The sequence below is a fragment of the Streptomyces sp. KL109B genome (genome assembly GCF_030766935.1).
Classification (GTDB): Bacteria; Actinomycetota; Actinomycetes; order Streptomycetales; family Streptomycetaceae; genus Streptomyces.
Genome location: NZ_JASERL010000008.1, coordinates 260,386 through 284,642, shown reverse-complemented (window position 1 = coordinate 284,642; position 24,257 = coordinate 260,386). Strand labels below are relative to the sequence as shown.

The following is a 24,257-nucleotide window of genomic DNA, read 5'->3' as shown; positions in this document are numbered from 1 at the left end:
GGCTTGAATTTGGGCGACACTGCGCTCTGATGAGCGGCCCGGGGTGTGGTCAGAGGGTCGGGGGGTGCATCGTAAAGCGGGCGTTGACCTGGGCTCGTACGCGCTGGCGTTGGGGTTCGAGGTCGAGGGCGGGGGCGGGTTCCGGTTCGGCGCCTGCGAAGGCGGCGGCGCGCATCATGCCGCGGGGCATGGCGTGGTCGGTGGTCGCCATGTCGTCGGCTCCGATGTCGGCGATGTCGATGAGCGCGGCGAGGGTGGTGTCGAGGGCCTCGGCGTATTCGCGGGCGCGCTTGACGGCTTCGCGGACGGCCTGCTGGCGTGCTTGGGCGTGGACGGGTGAGGTGGGGCGCAGGGACCACCAGGGGCCTTCGACGCTGGTGAGGTCGAGGTCGGCGAGGCGGGTGGTGAGTTCGCCGAGTGCGGTGAAGTCGGTGAGGTGGGCGGTGATGTGGACGCGGCCGTGGTAGGTGCGGATGCGTTCGCCGCGGCCGCGTTTGGTGAGTTCGGGGGTGATGGAGAGGGCGCCGGTGGCGATCTTGTCGATGGCGTCTCCGTAGCTCTTGATGAGGTCGAGTACGTGGGTGTTGCGGCGGGTGAGGTCGTCGAGGGCGCTGCGGCGGTCGGTGCCGCGGGCGGTGACGGTGATGCCGATGCGGGCGAGCTCGGGGTCGGCTTCGATGTGGGCTTCGCCGCGGACGGCGATGCGGGGCGCCTCCGGCGTGCCGTTCTGAGTGGTGGCGGTCATGGGCCCACCTTGTCACCCGCCGGGCGTCTTCGAGTTGAAACCTGTTGGGGCTGTTGCGCGTTGGGGTTTCTGCGCCAGAATCTACGCGCGTTGCTGTGACGCGGACGAGAGCAAGGAGACCTTGATGTCGTTGGACCGCAGATCGTTTCTGGCCACATCCGCCGCGACGGGTGCCGGTGTGGCGCTGACCGGTGGTGCGGCCGCTCCGGCCGTGGCGAAGGGCGGGAAGAGGAAGCGGTACTCGTTCACCGTCATGGGGACGACGGATCTGCACGGGCACGTCTTCAACTGGGACTACTTCAAGAACGCCGACTACTCGGACGCGGCGGGCAACGCGCAGGGGCTGGCCCGGATCTCGACGCTCGTCGACCAGGTGCGTGCGGAGAGGGGCCGCGGCAACACCCTCCTCATCGACGCCGGCGACACGATTCAGGGCACCCCGCTGACGTACTACTACGCGAAGGTCGATCCGATCACCGCGGTCGGCGGTCCTGTGCATCCGATGGCGCGGGCGATGAACGCGATCGGGTACGACGCGGTGGCGCTCGGCAACCACGAGTTCAACTACGGCATCGAGACGCTGCGGAAGTTCGAGTCGCAGTGCGCGTTCCCGCTGCTCGGGGCGAACGCGGTGGACGCGAGGACGGAGCAGCCGGCGTTTCCGCCGTACTTCATGAAGCGGCTGCGTACGCCGCACGGCAAGGATGTGACGGTGGCGGTCCTGGGTCTGACCAACCCGGGGATCGCGATCTGGGACAAGGCGTATGTGCAGGGTGTGTTGAAGTTCCCGGGGCTTGAGGAGCAGGCGGCGAAGTGGGTGCCGAAGCTGCGGTCGATGGGGGCGGACGTGGTCGTGGTGTCGGCGCATTCGGGGGCGTCGGGGCAGTCCTCGTACGGGGATCAGGTGCCGTACGTGGAGAACGCGGCGGCGAATGTGGCGAAGCAGGTGCCGGGGGTCGACGCGATTCTCGTGGGGCACGCGCATGTGGAGATCGAGCAGCAGCTGGTGGCGAACGAGGAGACGGGGAGGACGGTCGTCCTGTCGGAACCGCTGTGCTTTGCCGAGCGGTTGACGCTGTTCGACTTCGATCTGGTGTGGGAGAAGGGGCGTTGGGTCGTCGAGTCGGTGCGGGCGTCGCTGCGGAACACGAACGCGGTGGACGACGATCCGGAGATCTCGAAGCTGCTGCGGGAGCAGCACGAGGCGGTCGTCGGGTACGTCAATCAGGTCGTGGGGACGGCGAAGCAGGCGCTGACGACGGTGGAGGCCCGCTACAAGGACGCGCCGATCATCGATCTGATCAACAAGGTGCAGGCGGATGTGGTGACGAAGGCGCTGGCGTCGTCGGAGTACGCGTCGCTGCCGGTGTTGTCGCAGGCTTCGCCTTTCTCGCGGACGTCGGAGATTCCGGCGGGTGAGGTGACGATCCGGGATCTGTCGAGCCTGTATGTGTACGACAACACGCTGGTGGCGAAGTTGCTGACGGGTGCGCAGGTGCGGGCGTACCTGGAGTATTCGGCGGAGTATTTCGTGCGGACGGCGGTGGGCGCGGATGTCGACGTGGACAAGCTGACGAACGCGGGCAACCGGCCGGACTACAACTACGACTACGTGTCGGGGCTTACGTACGACATCGATATCGCGCAGGCGACGGGTTCGCGGATCAAGAACCTGAAGTTCGACGGCAAGGACCTGGACGACGCGGCGCGGTTCGTGTTCGCGGTGAACAACTATCGGGCCAATGGTGGTGGCGCGTTCCCGCATGTGGCGGACGCGAAGGAGCTGTGGTCGGAGTCGACGGAGATCCGGACGCGGATCGCGGAGTGGGTGACGGCGAAGGGCGTCCTCGACCCGGTGGACTTCGCTTCGGTGGATTGGAAGTTGACGCGGGAGGGGACGCCGGTGTTCGCGCAGTAGGCCGGTGGTCAGTCCTGGAGTTTGACCATGGTGCCGCGCTCCCCTGTCTGCTGTCCTGGCAGGGTGGCGCGGTGTGCGGGTGGTTCGGGTGGGGTGAGGCCGAAGGTGGTGAACGCGGTGCGCCGGGGCTGGGGGTAGGGCTCTTTGCCGGTGAGGGAGTTGAGGATGGTGGCGCTGCGCCAGGCGGCGAGGCCGAGGTCGGGGGCGCCGACGCCGTGGGTGTGGCGTTCGGCGTTCTGTACGTAGACGGAGCCTTGGACGCTGTCGTCGAGGACGAGGCGGAAGCGGTCGTCGATGCGGGGGCGTTCGGAGCGGTCGCGGCGCAGGTAGGGGTCGAGGCCTGCGAGCATGCCGCTGAGGGGGCGTTCCTTGTAGCCGGTGGCGAGGACGACGGCGTCGGTGGTGAGGCGGGAGCGGGTGCCTTGTTGGCGGTGTTCGAGGTGGAGTTCGATCTTGGTGGTGGCGACGCGGCCCGCGGTGCGGACGCTGACGCCGGGGGTGAGGGTGGCGTCGGGCCAGCCGCCGTTCAGGGTGCGTTGGTAGAGCTCTTCGTGGATGGCGGCGATGGTGTCGGCGTCGATGCCCTTGTGGAGTTGCCATTGGGCGGGGACGAGCCGGTCGCGTTCGGCTTCGGGGAGGTGGTGGAAGTAGTGGCTGTAGTCGGGGGTGAAGTGTTCGAGGCCGAGTTTGCTGTACTCCATGGGTGCGAACGCCTCGCTGCGGGCCAGCCAGTGGATTTTCTCTGCGCCGGTGGGGCGGGCGCGGAGCAGGTCGAGGAAGATTTCGGCGCCTGATTGGCCGCTGCCGATGACGGTGATGTGGTCGGCGGCGAGGAGCCGTTCGCGGTGGGTGAGGTAGTCGGCGGAGTGGATGACGGGCACGGTGGGTGCGTCGGCGAGGGGCTTGAGGGGTTCGGGGACGTAGGGGGCGGTGCCGACGCCGATGGCGACGTTCTTGGTGTAGGTGCGGCCGAGGGCCTCGGCTTCGCCTTCGGTGTCGAGTTGCGTGAAGTCGACTTCGAAGAGGGAGCGTTCGGGGTTCCAGCGGACGGCGTCGACCTGGTGGGAGAAGTGCAGGCCGGGGAGGTTTTCGCTGACCCAGCGGCAGTAGGCGTCGTATTCGGCGCGCTGGATGTGGAAGCGCTCGGCGAAGTAGAAGGGGAAGAGGCGTTCGCGGGTCTTGAGGTAGTTGAGGAAGGTCCAGTTGCTGGTGGGGTCGGCGAGGGTCACCAGGTCGGCGAGGAACGGGACTTGGAGGGTGGCGCCTTCGATGAGGAGGCCGGGGTGCCAGTGGAAGGCGGGGCGCTGTTCGTAGAAGGCGGTGTCGAGTTCGGTGAGGGGGTGGGCGAGGGCGGCGAGGGAGAGGTTGAAGGGGCCGATGCCGATGCCGACGAGGTCGCGGGGTGCTTCGGACGGTTGGGGGGTGGGCTGCGGGGCGGGCGCGGCTGACTCGGCTTTCATCGGGGGGTGTGTCCTTCCACCAGTTCCAGGAGTGCGGTGAGGTCTTCGGGGGTGGCGTGCGGGTTGAGCAGGGTGGCTTTGAGGTAGAGCCTTCCGTCCATGCGGGCGCGGCCGAGGACGGCGCGGCCTTCGGTGAGGAGGCTGCGGCGGATCGCGGCGATGGTCTCGTCGGTGGCGCCTGTGGGCCGGAACAGGACGGTGGTGAGGGTGGGGGTGTCGTACAGCTCGAAGCGCGGGTGTACGTCGATGAGGTGCGCCAAGTGGTGGGCGAGTGCGGTGACTTGGTCGATGAGGGCGGCGAGTCCGGTGCGGCCGAGGGCTTTGAGGGTGACGGCCGCTTTGAGGATGTCGGGGCGGCGGGTGGTGCGCAGGGAGCGGCCGAGGAGGTCGGGGAGGCCGGCTTCGGTGTCGTCGTCGGCGTTGAGGTAGTCGGCCTGGTGGTCGAGGGCGGTGGTTTCGGTGGTGTCGTGGACGGCGAGGAAGCCGGCGGCGACGGGTTGCCAGCCGAGTTTGTGGAGGTCGAGGGCGACGGTGTGGGCGCGGGCGAGGCCGTGGAGTTTGGGGGCTTCGCGGGGGCTGAAGAGGGCGCCTCCCCCGTAGGCGGCGTCGATGTGGAGGCGGGCGCCGTGCCGTTCGCAGATGTCGGCGATCTCGGGGAGCGGGTCGATGAGGCCCGCGTCGGTGGTGCCGGCGGTGGCGGCGACGAGTTTGGGGCCGGGGAGTGCGGTGAGTGCCTCGTCGAGGGCGGCCGGGTCGAGGGTGCCGGCGGGGGCGGGGATGGTGACGGGGTCGGGGAGGCCGAGGAGCCAGGCGGCGCGCGGGAGGGTGTGGTGGGCGTTGGCGCCGAGGAGGAGGTGAAGGGGTTCGGGGGCGACGGGTGCGGCCTGTTTGGCGTGGGTGGCGTAGGTGGCGTACGTGGCGTAGGCGGTATTCGTGGTTTCGCGGGCCAGGAGGACGGCGAGTTGGTTCGCTTCGGTGCCGCCTGTGGTGACGAGGGCGTCGGGGGTGGTGGCGGGTTCGGGGCCGTAGACCTCGTGGGCGAGGGTGGTGGTGACGAGGGCTTCGAGGGCGGAGGCGGCGGGGGCCTGGTCCCAGGAGTCCATGGAGGGGTTGAGGGCGCTCGCGGCGAGGTCGGCGGCGGTGGCGACGGCGAGCGGTGGGCAGTGCAGGTGGGCGGCGCAGAGGGGGTCGGCGGGGTCGGCGGCGCCTTCGGTGAGGGCGGTGACGAGGGTGCGCAGCGCGTCTTCGGGGCCGGTGCCGTGGGTGGGCAGCAACTCTCCTACGTGGTGGTGGAGTTGTGCCGCTACGGCCCCGGGGCCGCCGGCGGGGAGGGGGCCGGCGCGGTGGGCGGCCCCCTTGTGCAGGGCGTCGAGGACGGTGGCGAGCAGGGGCCGCAGGGCGTCGGGGCCGTGGGTGCCTCCGGCGAGGGGCGGCGTGCGCATGTGGGTCCTTTGCGGGTGTGTGGGTACGTGGGGCATCAGCCTGACGTTTTGTCCAGGGATGTGTACGGCGTACCTGGGAAGCGAACCCGAAAGGGGGATTGGTGGGTGGGTGGGGGGCGGGTGGGTGTGCTAGGGGGTTGGCGGGGGCGGGGTGGGGGCCTGCGTGTGCGGCCCGGTCACCCCGTCCTGCGTCTCGGGGCGCTGCCCCGGGCCCCGCTGCTCAAGCGCCGCAGGGGCTTGATTGTGGTCGTTCGCCGCAGGGGCTTGGGGTGGCTAGGTGCCACGTACCTTCAACGCCCGCCTCAGGTCGTCGAGTTGGTCGGTGAGTTTGCGGTGGAGGGCGGGGGTGGGGGGTGTGGTGGTGAGGTGGTGGGTGCCGGTGTGGAGGGTTTCCGGGTCGATGGCGTAGATGGGGAAGGCGTGGCGGCCGGCGGCTTCGGCGATGGCGGGGCCGCGGCGGGCGGCGAGGGCGGTGGCGTCGGTGAAGTAGCGGGGGACGTAGTGGCGCAGCAGGTCGGTCTGTTCGGGTTGCCAGAAGCCTTGGGCGGTGGCGGTGAAGAGGTAGTTGGAGAGGTCGTGGGCGGGGTCGGTGGTGAAGAGGGAGGCCCAGGCTTCGGCCTTGGTCTGGGGGTCGGGGAGGGCGGCGCGGCAGCGGGCGGCGCCTTCCTGTCCGGTGGCGCTGGGGTCGTGGGCGAGTTCGGCCTCGATGACGGCTTCGTCGACGGCGCCGAGGACGCTGAGTCGGCCGAGGATGCGCCAGCGCAGTTCGGGGTCGGTCTCGGGGCCGCCGGAGACGGCGCCGGAGTCGTACCAGTCGCGGATGACGTCGGCGTGCCGGGCGGCGTCGATGAGGTGTCGTACGGCGGTGAGGCGGAGGCCGGGGTGGCTGCCGTCCTCGGTGCGGCGGATGAAGTCCTCGCAGAGGGCGGTGATGAGGTCGAGGGCTTCGGGCCGGTCGGCGGGGTCGGTGTAGCGGTCGGCGACCTGGGTGCGGGCGAAGGCGAGGACGCCTTGGACGAGGGCGAGGTCGTACTCGGTGGGGAGGTGGGTGGCGACGGTCTCCAGGTAGGTGGCGGGGGCGAGTTCGCCGTCGCGGACCATGTCGCGCAGCGCGTTCCATACGACGGTGCGGGTGATGGGGTCGGGGAGGCCGGAGAGGCCGCGCAGGGCGGCTTCGTGGGAGGTGGCGTCGAGGCGGACCTTGGCGTAGGTGAGGTCCTGGTCGTTGGGGACGATCAGGGCGGGGCGGTGGCCGGGGAAGGTCAACTGGGCGTTGTTGTCCGCGACTTCTACATCGAGGCGTTCGCGTAGGACGTATCCGTGGGCGGCGGAGTGGTCGTACAGGCCGAGGGCGATGCGGTGGGGGCGGCTGCCGTCGCGGTCGACGGTGAGGCTCCAGGAGGTGTCGCTCTCGGTCACGGTGGTGGTGAGGGTGTCGACTCCGGTGGTGCGCAGCCAGGCGTCGGCCCAGGCGTGGACGTCGCGGTTGGTGCCGGAGGCGAGGGAGTCGATGAAGTCGGCGAGGGTGGCGACGGCGAACTTGTGGCGTTTGAAGTGGGTGTTGATGCCGGTGAGGAAGTCCTTTTCGCCGAGCCAGGTGACGAGTTGGCGGAGCGCGGAGGCGCCCTTGGCGTAGGAGATGCCGTCGAAGTTGAGGAGTGCGGAGGCCGTGTCGGGCACGGATTCGGGGGCGACGGGGTGGGTGGAGGGGCGTTGGTCGGCGTCGTATCCCCAGGTTTTGCGGGAGACGCCGAAGTCGATCCAGGTGTTGGTGTAGGCGGTGGCTTCGGTGAGGGTCTGGTAGCCCATGTATTCGGCGAAGGACTCGTTGAGCCAGATGTCGTCCCACCACTTGAGGGTGACGAGGTCGCCGAACCACATGTGGGCCATTTCGTGGGCGATGACCATGGCGCGGGTCTGGCGTTCGGTGTCGGTGACGGCGGAGCGGTAGACGAATTCGTCGCGGAAGGTGACGAGTCCGGGGTTCTCCATGGCGCCGGCGTTGAATTCGGGGACGAACGCCTGGTCGTAGGAGTCGAAGGGGTAGGGCTCCTCGAACTTCTCGTGGTAGCGGTCGAAGCAGGCGCGTGTGATGTCGAGGATTTCCTCGGCGTCGGCGTCGAGGTGGGGTGCGAGGGAGCGGCGGCAGTGCAGGCCGAAGGGGAGTCCGCGGTGTTCGGTGCGGACGGAGTGCCAGGGGCCCGCGGCGACGGCGATCAGGTAGGTGGACAGCGGTGGTGTGGTGGTGGCGCGCCAGCGGCCCTCCCCCACGTGTTCGGTGGCGCCGTTGGCGAGGACGGTCCAGCCTTCGGGGGCGGTGACGGTGAGGTCGAAGGTGGCCTTGAGGTCGGGCTGGTCGAAGGCGGCGAAGACGCGCTGCACGTCTTCCATGAAGAGCTGGGTGTACGTGTAGGTCTCGCCGTCGGTGGGGTCGGTGAAGCGGTGCATGCCCTCGCCGGTGTGCGAGTAGCGCATGGTGGTGTCGATGCGCAGCTCGTGCTCGCCCTCGGTGAGGTCGGGGAGGGGGAGGCGGTTGTCGGTGAGGGTGGTGGGGTCGAGGGGGTGCCCGTCGAGGGTGGCGGAGCGCAGGGTGGCGGGCTTGAGCTCGACGAAGGTGCCTCCGGCGGTGCGGGTGGTGAAGTGGATCACGGTGTGGGAGGCGAAGGTGTCGTCTCCGACGGTGAGGTCGAGGTCGACGGTGTAGCGGTGGACTTCGAGGAGTTGGGCTCGGGTCTGTGCTTCGTTGCGTGTCAGTACGGGCATGGGGTCATGCTGCCGTACGCCTCCGGCGGAGGGTGGGTGGTTTGTTTCGGTGGGGCGGGGTTGAGGTCCGGCGGGATTGCGGTCACGGGGCTCCGCCCCGGCCCCCGCACCTCAATCGCCGGCGGGGCTCCCCTGTCCGCTGAGGGCGGCGCGTATGCGGGTGGCGTAGGTGCGGCGGGTGGGGGCCGGGAGGGGGGTGGGGTGTGGGGGTGTGGCGTAGAAGTCGTCGTCGGGGTAGCGGGGGAAGAGGTGCTGGTGGAAGTGCCAGACGGTTTGGCCGCCCGCGGGCTCGTTCTGCTGGCGGGTGGTGACGCCCGCGCAGTCGTAGGCGGTGCGCATGGCGCGCGCGAGGCGTTGGGTGACGTCGAAGACGGCGTGGCCGTCGGCGGCGGGGAGGTTGTAGATGTTCTCGTGGTGGGCGTTGGGGATGATCAGGAGGTGGCCGGGGTTCCTGGGCCACCACCGGGGGCAGACGGTCGCGAAGACCCGGTCGTCGCGGTAGACCACCTCGGGCTCGCGGTCCGGGTCGAAGTCGCAGAAGGGGCAGTCGTAGTCGGCGGGTTCGTGGGTGTGCGCCATGCGGCTCGGCACTGCCTCTCGGGGTTCGGCCGTCAGCCCTGGGGGGTGTCCTGCGTCGGGGCCGGGCCCGAGTCCGCCGCGATCTGTTCGTGGTGGCGGATGACCTCGCTGATGATGAAGTTGAGGAACTTCTCGGCGAACGCGGGGTCGAGTTTCGCGTTCTCGGCGAGTTCGCGCAGGCGCTCGATCTGGCGGGCCTCGCGGGACGGATCGGCGGGCGGCAGGTCGTGGGCGGCCTTGAGGTGGCCGACCTGCTGGGTGCATTTGAAGCGCTCGGCGAGCATGTGGACGACGGCGGCGTCGATGTTGTCGATGCTGTCGCGCAGCCGGCCGAGTTCGGCGCGCACGGCCGGGTCGGTCTGCGGGGCCGGCTGGTCCTGGGGCGTGCTGGTGGTCATGACGGATCAGCCTACGTGCCGGGCGGGCGGGCCGGTGGGGTGGCTCTGGCGTGGTGGTTGCGGGGCGGGGCCCGGCCGTACTCTGGAGTGGCCGGGTCCGGGTGCGGGCTCCGGGGGCGTCAGGGGGTGCGCGCGTGGTGGACGGCGGACCGGTGGTGCACGGCTATCCGCATCTGGAGACGGTGCGGACGGCGATCACGGCGCTGTACAAGCGGCTCTCGTACGACACGGTGCGTACGTTCGCGTCGAGTGTGGCGCCTGCCGATGTCGCGTTCAGCGACGTCGATGATCTTTATCTGGGTGCGCAGCGGGTGGCGCGGGAGCTGGTGCGGCACTATCGGTTGCCGGACGCGCGGATGATCGTGAGTTTCCGGGAGATGCGGCATGCGGCGAGTGTCGAACTGGCGGCGGGTCCTGAGTACTTCATCGAGCTGAACGACCGGTTCCGTACGCATCGCAGGGACATCGGTGCGGCGCTCGCGCACGAGATCATGCATGTGTATCTGCATCGCCTGGATCTGTCGCTGCCGGGGACGCGGGACAACGAGATCCTGACGGACACGGCGGCTACGTATTTGGGGGCGGGGTGGCTGTTGCTGGACGCGTTTCGGGAGGACGGGGCGTCGTCGCAGAAGCTGGGCTATCTGACGCCGGAGGAGTTCGGGTACGTGCTGGCGAAGCGGTCGCTGGCGTTCGGTGAGGGGCCGGAGACCTGGTTCACGAGTCCGCAGGCGTACGCGGCGTATACGAAGGGGCTGGCGCAGGCGCGGCGTGACGAGCAGCAGCCGCCGCTGACCGCCGCCGGGTGGGCGGGCCGGCGGCGGTACGCGAAGGACCGGCGGTATGCGCGGGATCATGGTGCGCGGGGGCTGGATCCGGTGAGTCCGTACGCGTTCTCGGTGGCCCGCACGCCCGGTGGCGGCGGTGGCGGTGACGGTGGCGGTGGGCTGCGGGTCGCGTTTCCGTGCCCGACCTGTCATCAGCGGATCCGGGTGCCCGTACGGGGTCGGGTGCGGGCGCGGTGTGCGTTGTGCGGGTCGGTGTTGGAGTGCGACACGTAGGGGCGTCGCGGAGCCCGTTGCGTGGGCCGCCGTTGCGTGGGCCGCTGTTGCGTGGGGTGTTACGACGCCCCGTATACCGCTCCGGGTATCTCCGCCCGCGCGAGCAGTTCGCGGGCCGCGTCGCCCGCGCCTGCCGGGGTCCATCGCTCCTCCTTGTCGACGGTCGGGCCCTGGCGCCAGCCCTCCATGACGGTGATGCGGCCCGCCTCCACCTCGAAGACCCGCCCGGTCACCCCGTCCGCCGCGGCGCCGGAGCCGAGCCAGACGACCAGCGGTGACACGTTCTCCGGTGCCATCGCGTCGAAGGCGTCCGCGCCGGGGGCCGCCATGGTCTCGGCGAACGTGGCCTCGGTCATCCGGGTGCGGGCGGCCGGCGCTATCGCGTTGACCTGTATTCCGTAGCGGCCCATTTCGGCGGCGGCGACCAGGGTCAGGCCGAGGATTCCGGCCTTGGCCGCGCTGTAGTTGCCCTGCCCGACCGAGCCCAACAGGCCGGCCCCGGACGAGGTGTTGACGACCCGGGCCGTCGGCGTCCGGCCGGCCTTCGACTCCGCCCGCCAGTACGCGGCGGCGTGCTTGAGCGGCAGGAAGTGGCCCTTGAGGTGGACGCGCATCACGGCGTCCCAGTCGTCCTCTTCGAGGTTGACCAGCATGCGGTCGCGCAGGAATCCGGCGTTGTTGACCAGGGTGTCGAGCCGGCCGAAGGTGTCGACGGCCGCCGCGACGAGGGAGGCGGCGCCTTCGGATGTGGCTATGTCGCCGCCGTGCGCCACGGCCTCGCCGCCCGACGCGCGAATGTCCGCGACGACTTGGGCCGCCGGACTGTCCGGGGCGGGGGCGCCGTCGAGGCCCACCCCCAGGTCGTTCACGACGACCTTCGCGCCCTCGGCCGCGTACGCGAGCGCGTGCGCGCGGCCGAGTCCGCGGCCTGCTCCGGTGACGGCGACCACGCGCCCCGCGCACAGTCCCTCGCCGCTGTTCGTCGTCGACTTCTCGTTCGCCATCTCAGGCCTCCTTGTTGACAGTTGCCGCGTCCAGGAACGCGGGTTTCTCGCCGCCGCCGTGCATGAGCAGGCTCGCGCCGGTGATGTACGAGGCGGCGTCCGACGCCAGGAACACGGCCGCGTCGCCGATCTCGCGCGGCTCGGCGAGGCGGCCCATGGGGACGGTCGCGCCGACGGCGGCGATGCCTTCCTCGTCGCCGTAGTGCAGTGCGCTCAGTTCGGTGCGGACCATGCCGAGCACCAGCGTGTTCACCCGTATCTCCGGTGCCCATTCCACGGCCATGGACCGCGCCAGGTGCTCAAGGCCCGCCTTCGCCGCTCCGTATGCGGCGCTGCCCGGTGAGGGGCGGCTGCCGCTGACGCTGCCGATCATGATGATGGAGCCGCGGGCGGCGGCGAGTTTCTCGCGGGCCGCCAGGGACGCGGTGAGCGCCGACGTCAGGTTCAGTTCGAGCACGCGCGCGTGCCGCGCCGCGTCCGCCTCCGCGAGCGGCCGGTACGGGGTGCCGCCCGCGTTGTTCACCAGTACGTCCACCCGGTCGAGGCCCGCGAACAGGTCCTCGACGGCCTTCGCGTCCCGCAGGTCGACCGGTATGAACTCGCAGCCGTCGACCGGGACTTCGGGCGGGCGGCGGGCGCAGATGATCACCCGAGCCCCGGCCCGCGCGAAGGCTCTGGCGATTCCGGCGCCCACTCCCCTCGTGCCGCCCGTGACGACGGCGACGCGTCCGCTCAGATCCGCCCCGATTCCCATCCCTGCCTCTTCCTGACCCATTCCGCTGCCCCTCGCCGCCTGCTACCGTCATCGACGTACCAAACAAACGTTAGGTGGAAAGGTAGCTGAACGCCATGGGTGTCTCCACCTCCTCACCCGAAAAGGGCATCGCCGTCGTCACGGTCGACTTCCCGCCCGTCAACGCGCTGCCGGTGCAGGGCTGGTACGACCTGGCGGACGCGGTGCGCGCCGCGGGCCGCGATCCCGATGTGCGCTGCGTCGTGCTGACCGCTGCCGAGACCTCCCGCGGGTTCAACGCGGGGGTGGACATCAAGGAGATGCAGCGCGAGACGGCCTCGCCCGGCGGCGGGCACAGCGCCCTGGTCGGCGCCAACCGCGGCTGCTACGAAGCGTTTTCGGCGGTGTACCAGTGCGAGGTCCCGGTGGTCGCGGCGGTCGCCGGGTTCTGTCTGGGCGGCGGCATCGGGCTCGTGGGGAACGCGGACGCGATCGTGGCGAGCGACGACGCGACGTTCGGCCTGCCCGAGCTGGACCGGGGCGCGCTCGGCGCGGCCACGCACCTGGCCCGGCTCGTCCCGCAGCATCTGATGCGCGCGCTGTTCTTCACGTCCCGGACGGCCACGGCCGCCGAGCTGCACGCGCACGGGTCGGTGTGGCGGGTCGTGCCAAGACCTGAACTGCGGGAAGCCGCACTGGAGTTGGCGCGGGACATCGCCCGCAAGGACGGCTATCTGCTCCGCCTCGCCAAGTCCGCGCTGAACGGGATCGACCCGGTCGACGTGCACCGCAGCTACCGCTTCGAGCAGGGCTTCACCTTCGAGGCGAACCTCAGCGGGGTCGCCGACCGGGTCCGCGACACCTTCGGACAGGAGAACGACCGATGACCACACCGGACAAGACCATGACGCCGGACGACGTGGTGGGGCAGCTGCGCAGCGGCATGACGATCGGGATCGGCGGCTGGGGCTCGCGCCGCAAACCCATGGCGCTCGTACGGGCGTTGCTGCGCAGTGACCTCACGGACCTCACCGTCGTCTCGTACGGGGGCCCGGACGTCGGGCTGCTCGCGGCGGCCGGGAAGATCCGCAAGCTGGTCACGGCGTTCGTGACGCTCGACTCCATCCCCCTCGAACCGAACTTCAGGGCGGCGCGCCAGAAGGGCGCGCTGGAGCTGATGGAGATCGACGAGGCGATGTTCATGTGGGGGCTGCACGCGGCGGCGAACCGGCTGCCGTTCATCCCTGTACGCGCGGGCATCGGCTCGGACGTCATGCGCGTGAACCCGGAGCTGCGGACGGTGACGTCGCCGTACGAGGACGGGGAGACGCTCGTCGCGATGCCGGCGCTGCGCATGGACGCCGCGCTGGTGCACGTGAACCGCGCGGACCGGGCCGGCAATGGTCAGTTCCTGGGCCCGGACCCGTACTTCGACGACCTGTTCTGCGAGGCGGCGGACCGTGCGTACGTGTCGTGCGAGCGGCTGGTCGACGGCTTCGGGGCGGCCACAGTGGCGCAGTCGCTGCTGGTCAAGCGGCATTCGGTGACGGGTGTCGTGGAGACGCCGAACGGGGCGCACTTCACGTCCTGTGTGCCGGACTACGACCGTGACGAGGCGTTCCAGAAGCTCTACGCGTCCACGCCCTGGGCCGAGTTCGCCGAGCGGTTCCTGCCGCCCGGCGGCGACGAGAAGCAGTACCAGTCCGCCGTACAGGCCTGGCACGAGGAGCAGAAGTGACCGCCACACAGACAGTTGAAGCAGCGACCCGGGCCGAGTACTGCGTGATCGCGTGCGCCGAGGCGTGGCGGGACAACGGGGAGGTGCTCGCGAGCCCGATGGGCGGCATGGTTCCCGTGATCGCGTCCCGGCTCGCCAAGCGCACCTTCTCCCCCGAGCTGATGCTGACCGACGGCGAAGCGATGCTGGTGGGGCTCGACGGGCAGCCGGAGGGCTGGCTCCCGTACCGGCAGCACCTGGCCCTGACCACGGGCGGCAAGCGGCACATCATGATGGGCGCGAGCCAGCTCGACCGGTTCGGCAACATGAACATTTCCTGCATCGGCGACTGGGAGCGGCCGGACCGGCAGCTCATCGGGGTGCGCGGCGCGCCGGTCAACACGCTGAACAACGCGGTGAGTTACTGGGTCGCGAAGCACAGCCCCCGGGTCTTCGTCGAGAAGGTCGACATGATCAGCGGGGTGGGTTACGACAGCGCGGCCGCGGCGGGTCCCGCGGCGACGCGGTTCCATCGTCTCCCGCGCGTGGTGACCAATCTGGCGGTGCTCGACTTCGACACCGACGACCACTCGATGCGGCTCGTCTCCGTGCACCCGGGGGTCACGGTGGCGGAGGTCCAGGAGGCGACCGGGTTCGCGCTGGCGCTGCCGGAGGGCGGCGAGGTGCCGTGCACGCGGGAGCCGACGGCCGAGGAGCTGCGGCTGGTCCGGGAGGTCATCGACCCCGACGCCAAGCGGGATCGGGAGGTCAAGCCGGTATGACACCGACTTCCGGTCCCACCCCTGCCGCCGACGGGTTCACCATCCCGACGGCGCTGACCAAGCTCACCGGGGTGCGGCATCCGATCGTGCAGACCGGGATGGGGTGGGTCGCGGGTCCGCGCCTCGTGTCGGCGGCGGCGAACGCGGGGGCGCTCGGCATCCTCGCGTCCGCCACCATGACGCTCGACCAACTGCGCTCCGCCGTACGGGAGGTGAAGGCGCGCACGGATCAGCCGTTCGGCGTGAACCTGCGGGCCGACGCAGGGGACGCGCGGGAGCGGGTCAAGGTGATCGTGGAGGAGGGCGTGAAGGTCGCCTCGTTCGCGCTGGCCCCCTCGCGGGAGCTGATCGCCGAGCTGAAGGACGCGGGCGCCGTCGTGATCCCGTCGATCGGGGCGCGCCGGCACGCGGAGAAGGTCGCGGCGTGGGGCGCCGACGCGGTGATCGTGCAGGGCGGCGAGGGCGGCGGGCACACCGGCGAGGTGGCGACGTCCGTGCTGTTGCCGCAGGTCGTGGACGCCGTCGACATTCCGGTGGTCGGGGCGGGCGGCTTCCGGGACGGGCGGGGCCTGGTCGCCGCGCTCGCCTACGGGGCGGCCGGGATCGCCATGGGCACCCGGTTCCTGCTGACGTCGGACTCGACGGTGCCGGACGCGGTGAAGGCGAAGTACCTGGCGGCGAGCGTCAAGGACGTCACGGTGACGACGGCCGTGGACGGGCTGCCGCACCGCATGCTGCGTACCGAGCTGGTCGATTCGCTGGAGGGTGTGGGGCGTACGCGCGCGTTGGCGCAGGCGGTGCGGCGCGCGGCCGGGTTCCGCAGGCTGTCCGGGCTGTCCTGGCCGCAGTTGGTGCGGGACGGGCTCGCCATGAAGCACGGCAAGGACCTCACGTGGGGCCAGGTGCTGCTGGCCGCGAACACTCCGATGTTGTTGAAGGCGTCCATGGTCGAGGGCCGTACGGACCTCGGCGTGATGGCCTCGGGCCAGGTCGCGGGGCTCATCGACGACCTGCCCAGTTGCGCGGAGCTCGTCGACCGCGTGATGGCCGAGGCCCGGCACACGCTCGGCACCCTGCCGACACCAGGGTGATTCCCAGGCCGTCAACCGGCCGCTTCCGCGAGGGAGTTCAGGTATGCCAGGAACGAACAGAGCGATCCTTTCGCGGCGCCGGGTGCTGGGTGCCGCCGTCGGTGGGGCGGCGGGTGTGGCGCTCGCGGCGCCACGTGCCGGTGCCGATGGCGGCGGTGCCGGTGGCGTCCGGCAGGTGCCTCTTGAGGGCGCGGTGAACGTCCGGGACGTCGGCGGGTATCGGGCGCTCGGGCGCGGGCGGGTCCGGTACGGGCTCGTGTACCGGGCCGACGCGCTGTGCGATCTGACCGATGCGGATGTCGAGCGGGTCGCCGGGCTGCGGCTGGGCCAAGTGGTCGACTTCCGGGTGCCGTTCGAGGTGCGTACGGACGGTGCGGACCGGCTGCCCGCGGGGCTCGCGGCCGACTCTCGGTCCGTCTCCGACGGTGGGCAGTACGAGAAGTTGATGGCGGCGATCGGGTCCAAGGATCCGGTGGCGCAGCAGGAGGCGCTCGGGGACGGCAAGGGGGCCGCCGAGATGCGGGCCACGTACCGGATGTTCGTGAACGACGCGGACAACCGTGCCCGGTTCGGGGAGACGTTGCGGGATGTGGCGCGGGGCAGGTCCGGGGCGGTGCTCTACCACTGCACGTCGGGCAAGGACCGTACGGGGTGGATGACGTACGTGCTGCTGCGGCTGCTCGGCGTCGACGAACGGGACGCGGTGGGCGACTACTTGGCGTCGAATTCGTTCCGGGCCGAGCATGACGCGCAGGTGCGTGAAGGGTTGCGGCAGGCGGGGCTCATGCAGCATCCGGAGTTGCTGATACCCGTGCAGGAGGTGCGGATGGAGTATCTGGACGCGGCGCGGGCGGAGGTTCGGCGGGAGTTCGGGAGCTTGCAGCGGTACGTGACCGAGGGGCTCGGCGTGGATCGGCGTGCGGTGGGGGTGCTGCGGGGCCGGTTGGTGGCGTGAAGGTCCCCTCCGGGAGTGCGGTGGCACGGGGCGCAGGTCGCGGGGCTCCGCCCCGGGCCCCGCGCCTCAAGCGCCGGCGGGGCTTGAAAGTGGGCTGGCCCGACGTGACGGCCGGCCCAAGAGAAGCAGAGGTCTCGAGGCTCCGCCCCGGACCCCGCGCCTCAAACGCCGGCGGGGCTTGATCTGCCGGCCTCGACCACCGGAGGCTACGCCGCCTGGCGAGGGCCCCGGGGGCCCTGGCCGCCGCGGTTGTTGCCGCCGCGGCGGCGGTTGCCGCCCGAGCGCTGGCCCTCGGTGGCCGTGGCGCGGCCGGCACCGTTGCCCGCCGGGCGGCCGCCGCCGTTGCCCGAGCCGCCGCGGGAGCGGCGGGAGCGGCGGGGCTTGGGGGTGGTGGTGGAGGGGGTCGGTTCCGGGACCGCGATGGTCACGGCCACGCCCGACGGTTCGCGGGCGCCGGTGATCTGCGTCAGCTCGTCGTCCGTGGAGCGGACCTGGGTGGTGCGCGGCTTGATCTTCGCGTCGCGCATCAGTCGCTGCACGTCGCGCTTCTGCTCCGGCAGGACGAGCGTGACGACGCTGCCGGACTCGCCGGCGCGGGCGGTGCGGCCGCCGCGGTGCAGGTAGTCCTTGTGCTCGGTGGGCGGGTCCACGTTGACGACGAGGTCGAGGTCGTCGACGTGGATGCCGCGCGCCGCGACGTTCGTGGCGACGAGGGCGGTGACCCGGCCGTCCTTGAACTGCTCCAGGGTGCGGTTGCGCTGCGGCTGGCTGCGGCCGCCGTGCAGCGGGGCCGCGTACACGCCGGTGGCGAGGAGCCGCTTGGCGAGGCGGTCGGCGGAGCGCTTGGTGTCGACGAAGAGGATGACGCGGCCGTCGCGGGCGGCGATGCGGGCCGTGACGGCCTTCTTGTCGGTCTCGTCGGCGATGTGCAGGACGTGGTGTTCCATCGTCGTGACGGCGCCCGCGGAGGGGTCGACGGAGTGGACGACGGGGTCGTTGAGGAACTGCTTGACCAAACGGTCCACGTTCTTGTCGAGCGTCGCCGAGAAGAGCATGGTCTGGCCGCCCGCCTCGACCTGCTTCAGGAGCGCGGTGACCTGCGGCATGAAGCCCATGTCGGCCATCTGGTCGGCCTCGTCGAGCACCGTCGTGCGCACGGAGCCGAGCTCGACGTCGCCGCGCTCGATGAGGTCCTTGAGGCGGCCCGGGGTGGCGACGACGACCTCGGCGCCGCGGCGCAGCTGGCCGGCCTGGCGGGAGATCGACATGCCGCCGACGACGGTCGCGAGCCGCAGCTTGAGCGCGGTGGCGTACGGGGTGAGGGCGTCGGTGACCTGCTGGGCCAGCTCACGCGTGGGCACGAGGACGAGCGCGAGGGGGGCCTTCGGCTCGGCCTTGGCGCCGAAGGTGTGCGTGAGCAGCGGGAGGCCGAAGGCGAGGGTCTTGCCGGAGCCGGTGCGGCCGCGGCCGAGGAGGTCGCGTCCCGCGAGGGAGTTGGGGAGCGTCGCCGCCTGGATGGGGAACGGCTCGGTGACGCCCTGCTCGCCCAGCGTCTTCAGGAGCGCTTCGGGCATGTCCAGGTCCGCGAAGTCGGCGACCGGCGGCAGCGCGGGCGAGGTGTTCTCCGGCAGGGTGAACTCGCTCGGCGGCGCGGGCTGTTGCCTCCGGCGCTGCTCGGGAGCGCGGCGCTGCCCGGCGGCCGCGGGGCGGGAGCCACGGCGGCGGTCCGCACGGGGCTGCGACGCGGAGCGTCCCGACGAGGCGCGGCGGTCGGACGACGGGCGGGGAGAACTGGCCATGCGGCGATGCCTTCCGGGACGGGACAGCAGGAACCGGGGCCCGCACCGTCGCGGTGCGGGCCCCGGCCCGGTGATGCTCGATCCGATGCCTGCCGGGTGGGACCGGCGGCGTCGGGTGATCTTCGAGCGGAGATTAGGCGGGGACGATGTTCTCCGCCTGCGGGCCCTTCTGGCCCTGCGTGACGTCGAACGTCACCTTCTGGCCCTCCTGGAGCTCACGGAAGCCAGAGGCGTTGATGTTCGAGTAGTGGGCGAAGACGTCGGCGCCGCCGCCGTCCTGCTCGATGAAGCCGAAGCCCTTTTCCGAGTTGAACCACTTAACGGTACCGGTGGCCATGTTGTTCTCCTTGAACAGGTAGCAGCTCCCATTCCGAGAACACCTCGGTAAAACAATAATGCGCCTGAAGCGGAACATTCCCGTCAGGCGCACATAAAGTCTATGGGTACCAAAACTGCAACGCGATCGACTCTAGCACGTCGAGTATCAGCGTGCGGCGATGCCGTCGAGGACCATCGACAGGTACTGCCTGGCGATCTCCTCGGCGCTGTGCTGGCCGCCGGGCCGGTACCAGGACGCGGCGACCCACACGGTGTCGCGGACGAAGCGGTAGGTGAGCCGGATGTCGAGGTCGGCGCGGAAGACGCCGTCGGCGACGCCCCGCTCCAGGGTGGTCAGCCAGGTCTTCTCGAAGCGGCGCTGGGACTCGGCGAGGAAGTCGAAGCGCTCCTGGCCGACGAGCGCCTTGGCCTCCCGCTGGTAGATGGCGACGGCGGGGCGGTGCCGGTCGATCTCCCGGAAGGACTCGGTGACCAGTGCCTCCAGGGTTTCGCGGGGGCCCAGGTCGTCGTCGAGCACGGTGTCGTAGCCGGACCACAGCTCGTCGAGGAAGGTCCGCAGGATCTCCTCCAGCATCGATTCCTTGGAGTCGAAGTGGTAGTAGAGGCTGCCGGCGAGCATGCCCGCGTGGTCGGCGATCTTACGGACCGTGGTGGCGTTGTAGCCCTGCTCGGCGAAGACCTCGGCCGCGGTGTGGAGCAGTTCGCTGCGGCGTTCCGGCGCCGCGGCGCTCTCCTGGGGTTTCTTCTTGGTAGGCACCGCCCCATTGTCGCGGGCGTCACAGCCACTGGGCGAAGTGGTCCACCGTTTCCTGGCCCGCGGGGAAGCGTCCGGTGCCGAAGGCGGAGCGGAAGAAGAGGAGGGGGCGGCCGTCGGCACGGGGGGTGGTGAGGCTGGTGACGCGGCCGATGACGATCTTGTGGTCGCCGCCGTCGACGGTGCGTTCCAGGGTGCATTCCAGGTGGGCGAGGGCGTCTGCGAGAAGGACGCTGCCGCCGTCCCGGCCGGTGTGCCAGTCGATGTCGGTGAACTTGTCGGGGCGGCGGGAGCCGAGGGTGCGGCACAGGGTGCGCTGGTCCTCGGCGAGTACGGAGATCCCGAAGCGGCCTGTGGGGGCGATGCGGGCCCAGCTCGTCGACGTACGGGCGACGCAGACGAGGACGAGGGGCGGGTCGAGGGAGAGGGAGGTGAAGGACTGGCAGGCGAGGCCCGCCGGGGCGCCGGCCTCGTCGAGACCGGCGACGACGGTGACGCCGGAGGCGAACCGGGACAGGGTGTCCCGGTACTCCCCCGGGTCGATGCCTTCCAGGGTGCCGGTGGCGCTCAGCCGTTCCACTCGTGGCCCCACAGGGAGTCGGCGGTGATCTCCTTCGTGACCCAGGTCGCCGGGTCGACGATCAGGCCGTCCCAGCCGTACTCGACCTGGAAGCCGCCGGGTGCCTGGGCGTAGAAGGACACCATGTGGTCGTTGGAGTGCCGGCCGAGGGTGGAGGCGATGGGGTAGCCCGCCTTCTTCATGCGGTCGAGGCCGTGGCCGACGTCGTCCAGCTCCTCCAGCTCCACCATGAAGTGGACGATGCCGGGGGGCAGGGCGCCCGGGTAGAGGCCGAGGCTGTGGTGGCGGCGGTTCGGGGAGAGGAAGTACATGCGGTACGCGTCCTGGCCCGGCTTGCCGGTGGGGACGGCGGCGGGCGGGAGTCGCATGGAGTCGCGCTGCTGGAAGCCGAGGAGGTTCTCGTAGAAGTCGACGGCCTCGTCGATCTCGACGGCCGGGAGGACGACGTGGCCGAGGCCGAGGTCGCCCGTGGACGGCTTGGTCGTGCCGGTGACGAAGCGGTTTCCGTAGGGGGTGGCGAGCGGGGTGTGGTCCTGGGCCTGGCCCCAGTAGAGCTCCAGCGGGTTGCCCGCCGGGTCGCTGACGTGGATCAGGCCCTGGACGCGGCGGTCGGCGAGGGTCGCGGCGTCGGCCTCCTTCACGGCGTGTCCGGCCGCCTCCAACTCCCGTGCCGCTACGTCGAGTTCGCGGGCGTTGGCGACCTCGAAACCGGCGGCCGCGAGGCGGTCCTGGGTGCCGGTGACGAACTGGAGGCGGTGGATGCGGTCGTCGATGCGGACGTTGAGCTGCGTGTCCGTGGTGCCCTGAGCCTCGGTCATGCCGAGGATGTCGAGGACGTATGTGCGCCAGGCGGCGAGGTCGGCCGTCTCTGTGCGCAGATAGCCGAGTGCGCGGATGTCCATCGTAACTCCCCTGATACGTAGGTCAGTTGGGGTCAGTTGGTGAAGAAGTCGATCGCGAGGCGGTTGAACTCGTCGGCCTTCTCGGTCTGCGCCCAGTGGCCGCACTTCGGGAAGACGTGCAGGCGGGCGTTGGGCATCGCCTTGAGGGCGACGAACGCGCCGTCGATGGGGTTGACGCGGTCCTCGCGGCCCCAGGTCAGCAGCGTCTCGTGCGGGATCTTCCCGGCGTCGCGCCAGATCTGGGTGCGCTCGGCCCACTCGGGGTTGGCGAAGGAGGCGCCCATGCGGGCGGTGCCGAGGCGGACGTCGGGGTCGATGGCGCGCTGGTAGCGCTCCTCGACGAAGGCGTCCGTGACGATCGATTTGTCGTACGCGAGGGTGGTGAGGAAGGCCCGCATCTGTTCGCGGGTCGGTTCGGCGGCGGTGTTGAACTCGAAGAGCTGCCGGATGCCTTCGGTGGGGTCGGCGTGGAAGAGGTTCAGGAAGATGCCGCCGGGGCCCATCAGGAGGAGCTTGCGGGCGCGGTCGGGGAAGTCGATGGCGAGGCGGGCCGCGGTGCCGCCGCCGAGCGAGTTCCCGACGAAGTCGGCCTGCTGGATGCCGAGTTCGTCCATGAGGGCGACGGTGCAGCGGGCGGACGCGGTCCAGTAGTCGGCGTCGAGTTCCGGCTTGTCGCTGGCGCCGAAGCAGACCTGGTCGAGGAGGAGCGTACGGAAGCCGACTTCGGCGAAGACCGGGAGGTTGGCGCCGAAGTTGGACCAGCCGGAGGCTCCCGGGCCGCCGCCGTGGAGGAAGATCACGGCGGGTCCGTCGGCGGGGCCCGCCTCGTGGTAGGCGAGTTGGATGCCGGCGGCCTTCACGAAGCGCTGGGTGCTCTGCGCGGTGTGCTGCGTGGTGTGCTGGGCGGTGTGCTGCGTCATCAGAGCATCACGTCCTGGATCTCCAGGCCGAGGGCGTCCTGGCCGTAGATGAGCAGGGCCCGCTCGGGGTCGTTCGCGGCGTGGCCGCGTCCCGTGTGGACGTCGCGCCAGGCGCGCTGGACGCCGGCGGGGCCCGCGCCGGTGCGCATCGCGTTGCCGCCCGCGTTCTCCATCAGCAGGTCGACGGCGGCCGCGGCGCGTTCCGTGGCGAGTACCTGGTCGCGGCGGGCGCGGGCGCGCAGCTCGACCGTCAACGGGGCGCCCGCGCAGGCCAGTTCGTACATCTCGGCGATGTTGCCGCGCAGCTGTCGCCAGGCCGCGTCGATGTCGCTTGCGGCGCGGGCGAGACGGATCTGCGCGAACGGGTCCTCGGCGACCTTCTGACCGTAGGAGACGCGGATGCGTTCGCGGGTCGCGGCGACGAAACCGCTCCAGGCGCCCTGCGCGATGCCGACGATCGGCGTCGAGATGGTGGTGGTGAAGACGGAGGCGTACGGCAGCTTGTACAGCGGGTCGGGGTTGACCTCGGCGCCGGGCGGGGTGAGCGCGGTGACCGGACCGAAGGACAGGGCGCGGTGCTCGGGGACGAAGACGTCCTCGACGACGACGTCGTTGGAGCCGGTGCCGCGCAGGCCGACCGTGTCCCACACGTCCTTGATCTCGTAGTCGGCGCGCGGCAGCAGGAAGGAGCGCATGTCGACGAGGTTGCCGTCGGCGTCCGGCACGAGGGCGCCGAGGATCACCCACTGGGTGTGGTCGCAGCCGGACGAGAAGTGCCAGCGGCCCGACAGCCGGAAGCCGCCGTCGACCGGGGTGACCTTGCCGGTCGGGGCGTACGAGGAGGAGATGCGGGTGTCGGCGCGCTCGCCGCTGACACCCCACACCTCGTCCTGCGCCCGCTTCTCGTAGAGGCCGACGTGCCAGGGGTGGACGCCGACGACGGAGGCGACCCAGCCGGTGGAGCCGCAGGCCTGGGCGATCTCCTTGACGGCGTCGTAGAAGACGGTGGGGTCGGCGGCGTAGCCGCCGTAGCGCTTGGGCTGGAGGAGGCGGAAGAAGCCGGTGTCGGTCAGCTCTTTGATGGTGGTTTCGGGGACCTTGCGGAGGTCTTCGGCCTCTGCGGCGCGGTCCGCGATGGCGGGGAGGAGGGCGCGGACGGAGGCGAGTACGCCGGCGGTGGTGGTGGTTTCGGTCATGGTCGGGACGTTAGGTAGGGGTCTTTGGGGATGGACAGGTGAGGTTCCCGGTGAGTGGGAAGGGGGTGGGGAGGGAGCGGGACGGGAGCTTCCTCCTGCGTCGCGGGGCGCTGCCCCGGACCCCGCTGCTCAATCGCCGCAGGGGCTAGATATGCCGGGGTGGGGCGTGGCAAGGTCCACTCAGCGTTGGAGCGTTTCTACCGTTTCTACGGGGGTGTGCTGTGCTCGGAACGGCCCTGGAGGCCGGCGGCGGTCCGCTGTCGCTCCTGGAGAAGGCGGAGAAGGTTCTCGCGGCCTTCGACGGTGGACGTGGGCGGTTGTCGTTGACCGAGATCATCCAGCGTTCGGGGCTGTCCAGATCCTCCGCGCACCGGATCCTCGACCAGTTGGTGCGGCTGCGCTGGCTGGACCGGGAGGGGCGGGACTATCGGCTCGGGCTGCGGATGCTGGAGCACGGTGGGCTCGCCGCGCACCACAACCGGCTGATCCGCGCCGCGATCCCGCATCTCGACGCGCTGCACGAGGCCACCGGCAAGCTCGTGCAGCTGTATGTGCTCGACGGGGTGACCGATGTCGTGTGTCTGGAGCGGGCGGGTTCGCTGCCGCACTCGGCGGGGGATGCCACGGACCGGGCGTATCCCGTGCGGATCGGGGCGCGGCTGCCCGCGCATGCCACGGCGGCCGGCAAGGCGATGCTGGCGTTCGGTGGCAAGGACGACATCGAGCGGGTCGTCGCGGCGGGGCTCAAGCCGCGGACCGCGCGGACGGTGACGCGGGCCGACGTGTTCTGCTCGGAGCTGTCGCGGGTGCGTACGGCGCAGATCGCGTACGACCGCGGGGAGACGTTCGACGGGCTCGTGTGCTCGGCGGTGCCGTTGCGCGGCGCGGGGCGGGCGGTGGCCGCCGTGTCGCTCGGATCGCTCGGGGGGCTGCGGCCGTTGGAGCTCGCGGCGCCGCTGCTGCAGGGGGCGGCGCGGGCGATCTGGCGGGATCTGAACGGTCCCGGGCGGGCGGCACGGCATGCGCCCGCCCCGGACGTCACGCCGGAGAACGCCTCAGTGGACCGCACGATTCCGAATCTGTTGGGGTGGGTGCGGGCCGATTCATGGATGTGACGGG

General features: G+C 70.8%; 23 protein-coding genes. 8 read left to right on the top strand and 15 right to left on the bottom strand.

The window, feature by feature from the left end; genetic code table 11:
- Window positions 1-49: 49 nt before the first annotated feature.
- On the bottom strand, window positions 50-745 hold the full coding sequence (locus RBJ65_RS26930) for an SIMPL domain-containing protein (RefSeq protein ID WP_306322245.1): 696 nt from the start codon (window positions 743-745) through the stop codon (window positions 50-52).
- Between the two features lie 124 nt (window positions 746-869).
- Between RBJ65_RS26930 and RBJ65_RS26925 the strand changes: the two genes are divergently transcribed.
- On the top strand, window positions 870-2,663 hold the full coding sequence (locus RBJ65_RS26925) for a 5'-nucleotidase C-terminal domain-containing protein (RefSeq protein WP_306322244.1): 1,794 nt from the start codon (window positions 870-872) through the stop codon (window positions 2,661-2,663).
- A gap of 8 nt (window positions 2,664-2,671) precedes the next feature.
- Here the strand turns inward: RBJ65_RS26925 and RBJ65_RS26920 are convergent, their stop codons facing one another.
- The 5 genes from RBJ65_RS26920 to RBJ65_RS26900 all read right to left on the bottom strand — a co-directional run bounded on the left by RBJ65_RS26920 (window position 2,672) and on the right by RBJ65_RS26900 (window position 9,305).
- Window positions 2,672-4,123 carry a lysine N(6)-hydroxylase/L-ornithine N(5)-oxygenase family protein gene (locus RBJ65_RS26920; RefSeq protein ID WP_306322243.1) on the bottom strand — a complete coding sequence of 484 codons (1,452 nt, stop codon included), beginning with the start codon at window positions 4,121-4,123 and terminating at the stop codon, window positions 2,672-2,674.
- Window positions 4,120-5,565 carry an aminotransferase class V-fold PLP-dependent enzyme gene (locus RBJ65_RS26915; protein ID WP_306322242.1) on the bottom strand — a complete coding sequence of 482 codons (1,446 nt, stop codon included), beginning with the start codon at window positions 5,563-5,565 and terminating at the stop codon, window positions 4,120-4,122. Before RBJ65_RS26915 ends, RBJ65_RS26920 begins: the two co-directional genes overlap by 4 nt.
- A gap of 273 nt (window positions 5,566-5,838) precedes the next feature.
- Window positions 5,839-8,328, bottom strand: a complete 2,490-nt coding sequence (gene pepN, locus RBJ65_RS26910; RefSeq protein WP_306322241.1) for an aminopeptidase N — start codon at window positions 8,326-8,328, stop codon at window positions 5,839-5,841.
- Window positions 8,329-8,439: 111 nt separating this feature from the next.
- The gene (locus tag RBJ65_RS26905) at window positions 8,440-8,907 is read right to left on the bottom strand and encodes an HIT family protein (protein WP_306322240.1); all 468 of its coding nucleotides are present in this window, start codon (window positions 8,905-8,907) and stop codon (window positions 8,440-8,442) included.
- Between the two features lie 32 nt (window positions 8,908-8,939).
- Entirely contained in the window at window positions 8,940-9,305 is a 366-nt protein-coding gene (locus RBJ65_RS26900) for a chorismate mutase (protein ID WP_306322239.1), read from the bottom strand.
- A gap of 134 nt (window positions 9,306-9,439) precedes the next feature.
- Here RBJ65_RS26900 and RBJ65_RS26895 point away from each other — a divergent pair, with 134 nt between their 5' ends.
- Window positions 9,440-10,366 carry a hypothetical protein gene (locus tag RBJ65_RS26895; protein WP_306322238.1) on the top strand — a complete coding sequence of 309 codons (927 nt, stop codon included), beginning with the start codon at window positions 9,440-9,442 and terminating at the stop codon, window positions 10,364-10,366.
- Window positions 10,367-10,425: 59 nt separating this feature from the next.
- Here RBJ65_RS26895 and RBJ65_RS26890 read toward each other — a convergent pair whose 3' ends face one another.
- Window positions 10,426-11,370: an SDR family oxidoreductase gene (locus RBJ65_RS26890; protein WP_306322237.1), complete on the bottom strand. Its 945-nt coding sequence runs from the start codon at window positions 11,368-11,370 to the stop codon at window positions 10,426-10,428.
- Between the two features lies 1 nt (window position 11,371).
- Window positions 11,372-12,124 carry an SDR family oxidoreductase gene (locus tag RBJ65_RS26885; RefSeq protein ID WP_306322236.1) on the bottom strand — a complete coding sequence of 251 codons (753 nt, stop codon included), beginning with the start codon at window positions 12,122-12,124 and terminating at the stop codon, window positions 11,372-11,374.
- Window positions 12,125-12,219: 95 nt separating this feature from the next.
- Between RBJ65_RS26885 and RBJ65_RS26880 the strand changes: the two genes are divergently transcribed.
- The 5 genes from RBJ65_RS26880 to RBJ65_RS26860 are packed head-to-tail and all read left to right on the top strand — an operon-like array spanning window position 12,220 to window position 16,648.
- Window positions 12,220-12,990 (top strand): enoyl-CoA hydratase family protein, encoded by a 771-nt coding sequence (locus RBJ65_RS26880; RefSeq protein WP_306322235.1) that lies wholly within the window; start codon window positions 12,220-12,222, stop codon window positions 12,988-12,990.
- Window positions 12,987-13,841, top strand: a complete 855-nt coding sequence (locus RBJ65_RS26875) for a CoA transferase subunit A (RefSeq protein ID WP_306322234.1) — start codon at window positions 12,987-12,989, stop codon at window positions 13,839-13,841. The genes RBJ65_RS26880 and RBJ65_RS26875 overlap by 4 nt, the downstream gene beginning before the upstream one ends.
- The gene (locus RBJ65_RS26870; RefSeq protein WP_306322233.1) at window positions 13,838-14,602 is read left to right on the top strand and encodes a CoA-transferase subunit beta; all 765 of its coding nucleotides are present in this window, start codon (window positions 13,838-13,840) and stop codon (window positions 14,600-14,602) included. The genes RBJ65_RS26875 and RBJ65_RS26870 overlap by 4 nt, the downstream gene beginning before the upstream one ends.
- Before the next feature lie 41 nt (window positions 14,603-14,643).
- Window positions 14,644-15,693: a nitronate monooxygenase family protein gene (locus RBJ65_RS26865; protein ID WP_306322287.1), complete on the top strand. Its 1,050-nt coding sequence runs from the start codon at window positions 14,644-14,646 to the stop codon at window positions 15,691-15,693.
- Window positions 15,694-15,736: 43 nt separating this feature from the next.
- Window positions 15,737-16,648, top strand: a complete 912-nt coding sequence (locus tag RBJ65_RS26860; protein WP_306322232.1) for a tyrosine-protein phosphatase — start codon at window positions 15,737-15,739, stop codon at window positions 16,646-16,648.
- A gap of 206 nt (window positions 16,649-16,854) precedes the next feature.
- Here RBJ65_RS26860 and RBJ65_RS26855 read toward each other — a convergent pair whose 3' ends face one another.
- From RBJ65_RS26855 to hsaA, 7 genes are all read right to left on the bottom strand, one after another.
- Window positions 16,855-18,447, bottom strand: coding sequence for a DEAD/DEAH box helicase (locus tag RBJ65_RS26855; RefSeq protein WP_306322231.1), 1,593 nt, complete (start codon window positions 18,445-18,447; stop codon window positions 16,855-16,857).
- A gap of 133 nt (window positions 18,448-18,580) precedes the next feature.
- Entirely contained in the window at window positions 18,581-18,784 is a 204-nt protein-coding gene (locus tag RBJ65_RS26850) for a cold-shock protein (protein WP_306322230.1), read from the bottom strand.
- 147 nt (window positions 18,785-18,931) lie between these two features.
- Entirely contained in the window at window positions 18,932-19,543 is a 612-nt protein-coding gene (locus tag RBJ65_RS26845; protein WP_306322229.1) for a TetR/AcrR family transcriptional regulator, read from the bottom strand.
- Window positions 19,544-19,562: 19 nt separating this feature from the next.
- Window positions 19,563-20,120 (bottom strand): flavin reductase family protein, encoded by a 558-nt coding sequence (locus RBJ65_RS26840; RefSeq protein WP_306322228.1) that lies wholly within the window; start codon window positions 20,118-20,120, stop codon window positions 19,563-19,565.
- Window positions 20,108-21,022 carry a VOC family protein gene (locus tag RBJ65_RS26835; RefSeq protein ID WP_306322227.1) on the bottom strand — a complete coding sequence of 305 codons (915 nt, stop codon included), beginning with the start codon at window positions 21,020-21,022 and terminating at the stop codon, window positions 20,108-20,110. The genes RBJ65_RS26840 and RBJ65_RS26835 overlap by 13 nt, the downstream gene beginning before the upstream one ends.
- Before the next feature lie 32 nt (window positions 21,023-21,054).
- A complete protein-coding gene (hsaD, locus tag RBJ65_RS26830; RefSeq protein WP_306322226.1) occupies window positions 21,055-21,942 on the bottom strand; it encodes a 4,5:9,10-diseco-3-hydroxy-5,9,17-trioxoandrosta-1(10),2-diene-4-oate hydrolase in 888 nt (295 codons plus the stop codon).
- Entirely contained in the window at window positions 21,942-23,138 is a 1,197-nt protein-coding gene (hsaA, locus tag RBJ65_RS26825) for a 3-hydroxy-9,10-secoandrosta-1,3,5(10)-triene-9,17-dione monooxygenase oxygenase subunit (RefSeq protein WP_306322225.1), read from the bottom strand. The genes hsaD and hsaA overlap by 1 nt, the downstream gene beginning before the upstream one ends.
- Window positions 23,139-23,359: 221 nt before the next feature.
- Here hsaA and RBJ65_RS26820 point away from each other — a divergent pair, with 221 nt between their 5' ends.
- On the top strand, window positions 23,360-24,253 hold the full coding sequence (locus tag RBJ65_RS26820) for an IclR family transcriptional regulator (RefSeq protein ID WP_306322224.1): 894 nt from the start codon (window positions 23,360-23,362) through the stop codon (window positions 24,251-24,253).
- The last annotated feature ends 4 nt before the right edge of the window (window positions 24,254-24,257 follow it).

Coding starts and splice junctions, on each gene's coding strand:
- RBJ65_RS26930 (WP_306322245.1), bottom strand. CDS start 745: ATGACCGCCACCACTCAGAACGGCACGCCGGAGGCGCCCCGCATCGCC.
- RBJ65_RS26925 (WP_306322244.1), top strand. CDS start 870: ATGTCGTTGGACCGCAGATCGTTTCTGGCCACATCCGCCGCGACGGGT.
- RBJ65_RS26920 (WP_306322243.1), bottom strand. CDS start 4,123: ATGAAAGCCGAGTCAGCCGCGCCCGCCCCGCAGCCCACCCCCCAACCG.
- RBJ65_RS26915 (WP_306322242.1), bottom strand. CDS start 5,565: ATGCGCACGCCGCCCCTCGCCGGAGGCACCCACGGCCCCGACGCCCTG.
- pepN (WP_306322241.1), bottom strand. CDS start 8,328: ATGCCCGTACTGACACGCAACGAAGCACAGACCCGAGCCCAACTCCTC.
- RBJ65_RS26905 (WP_306322240.1), bottom strand. CDS start 8,907: ATGGCGCACACCCACGAACCCGCCGACTACGACTGCCCCTTCTGCGAC.
- RBJ65_RS26900 (WP_306322239.1), bottom strand. CDS start 9,305: ATGACCACCAGCACGCCCCAGGACCAGCCGGCCCCGCAGACCGACCCG.
- RBJ65_RS26890 (WP_306322237.1), bottom strand. CDS start 11,370: ATGGCGAACGAGAAGTCGACGACGAACAGCGGCGAGGGACTGTGCGCG.
- RBJ65_RS26885 (WP_306322236.1), bottom strand. CDS start 12,124: ATGGGAATCGGGGCGGATCTGAGCGGACGCGTCGCCGTCGTCACGGGC.
- RBJ65_RS26880 (WP_306322235.1), top strand. CDS start 12,220: ATGGGTGTCTCCACCTCCTCACCCGAAAAGGGCATCGCCGTCGTCACG.
- RBJ65_RS26875 (WP_306322234.1), top strand. CDS start 12,987: ATGACCACACCGGACAAGACCATGACGCCGGACGACGTGGTGGGGCAG.
- RBJ65_RS26860 (WP_306322232.1), top strand. CDS start 15,737: ATGCCAGGAACGAACAGAGCGATCCTTTCGCGGCGCCGGGTGCTGGGT.
- RBJ65_RS26855 (WP_306322231.1), bottom strand. CDS start 18,447: ATGGCCAGTTCTCCCCGCCCGTCGTCCGACCGCCGCGCCTCGTCGGGA.
- RBJ65_RS26850 (WP_306322230.1), bottom strand. CDS start 18,784: ATGGCCACCGGTACCGTTAAGTGGTTCAACTCGGAAAAGGGCTTCGGC.
- RBJ65_RS26835 (WP_306322227.1), bottom strand. CDS start 21,022: ATGGACATCCGCGCACTCGGCTATCTGCGCACAGAGACGGCCGACCTC.
- hsaD (WP_306322226.1), bottom strand. CDS start 21,942: ATGACGCAGCACACCGCCCAGCACACCACGCAGCACACCGCGCAGAGC.
- hsaA (WP_306322225.1), bottom strand. CDS start 23,138: ATGACCGAAACCACCACCACCGCCGGCGTACTCGCCTCCGTCCGCGCC.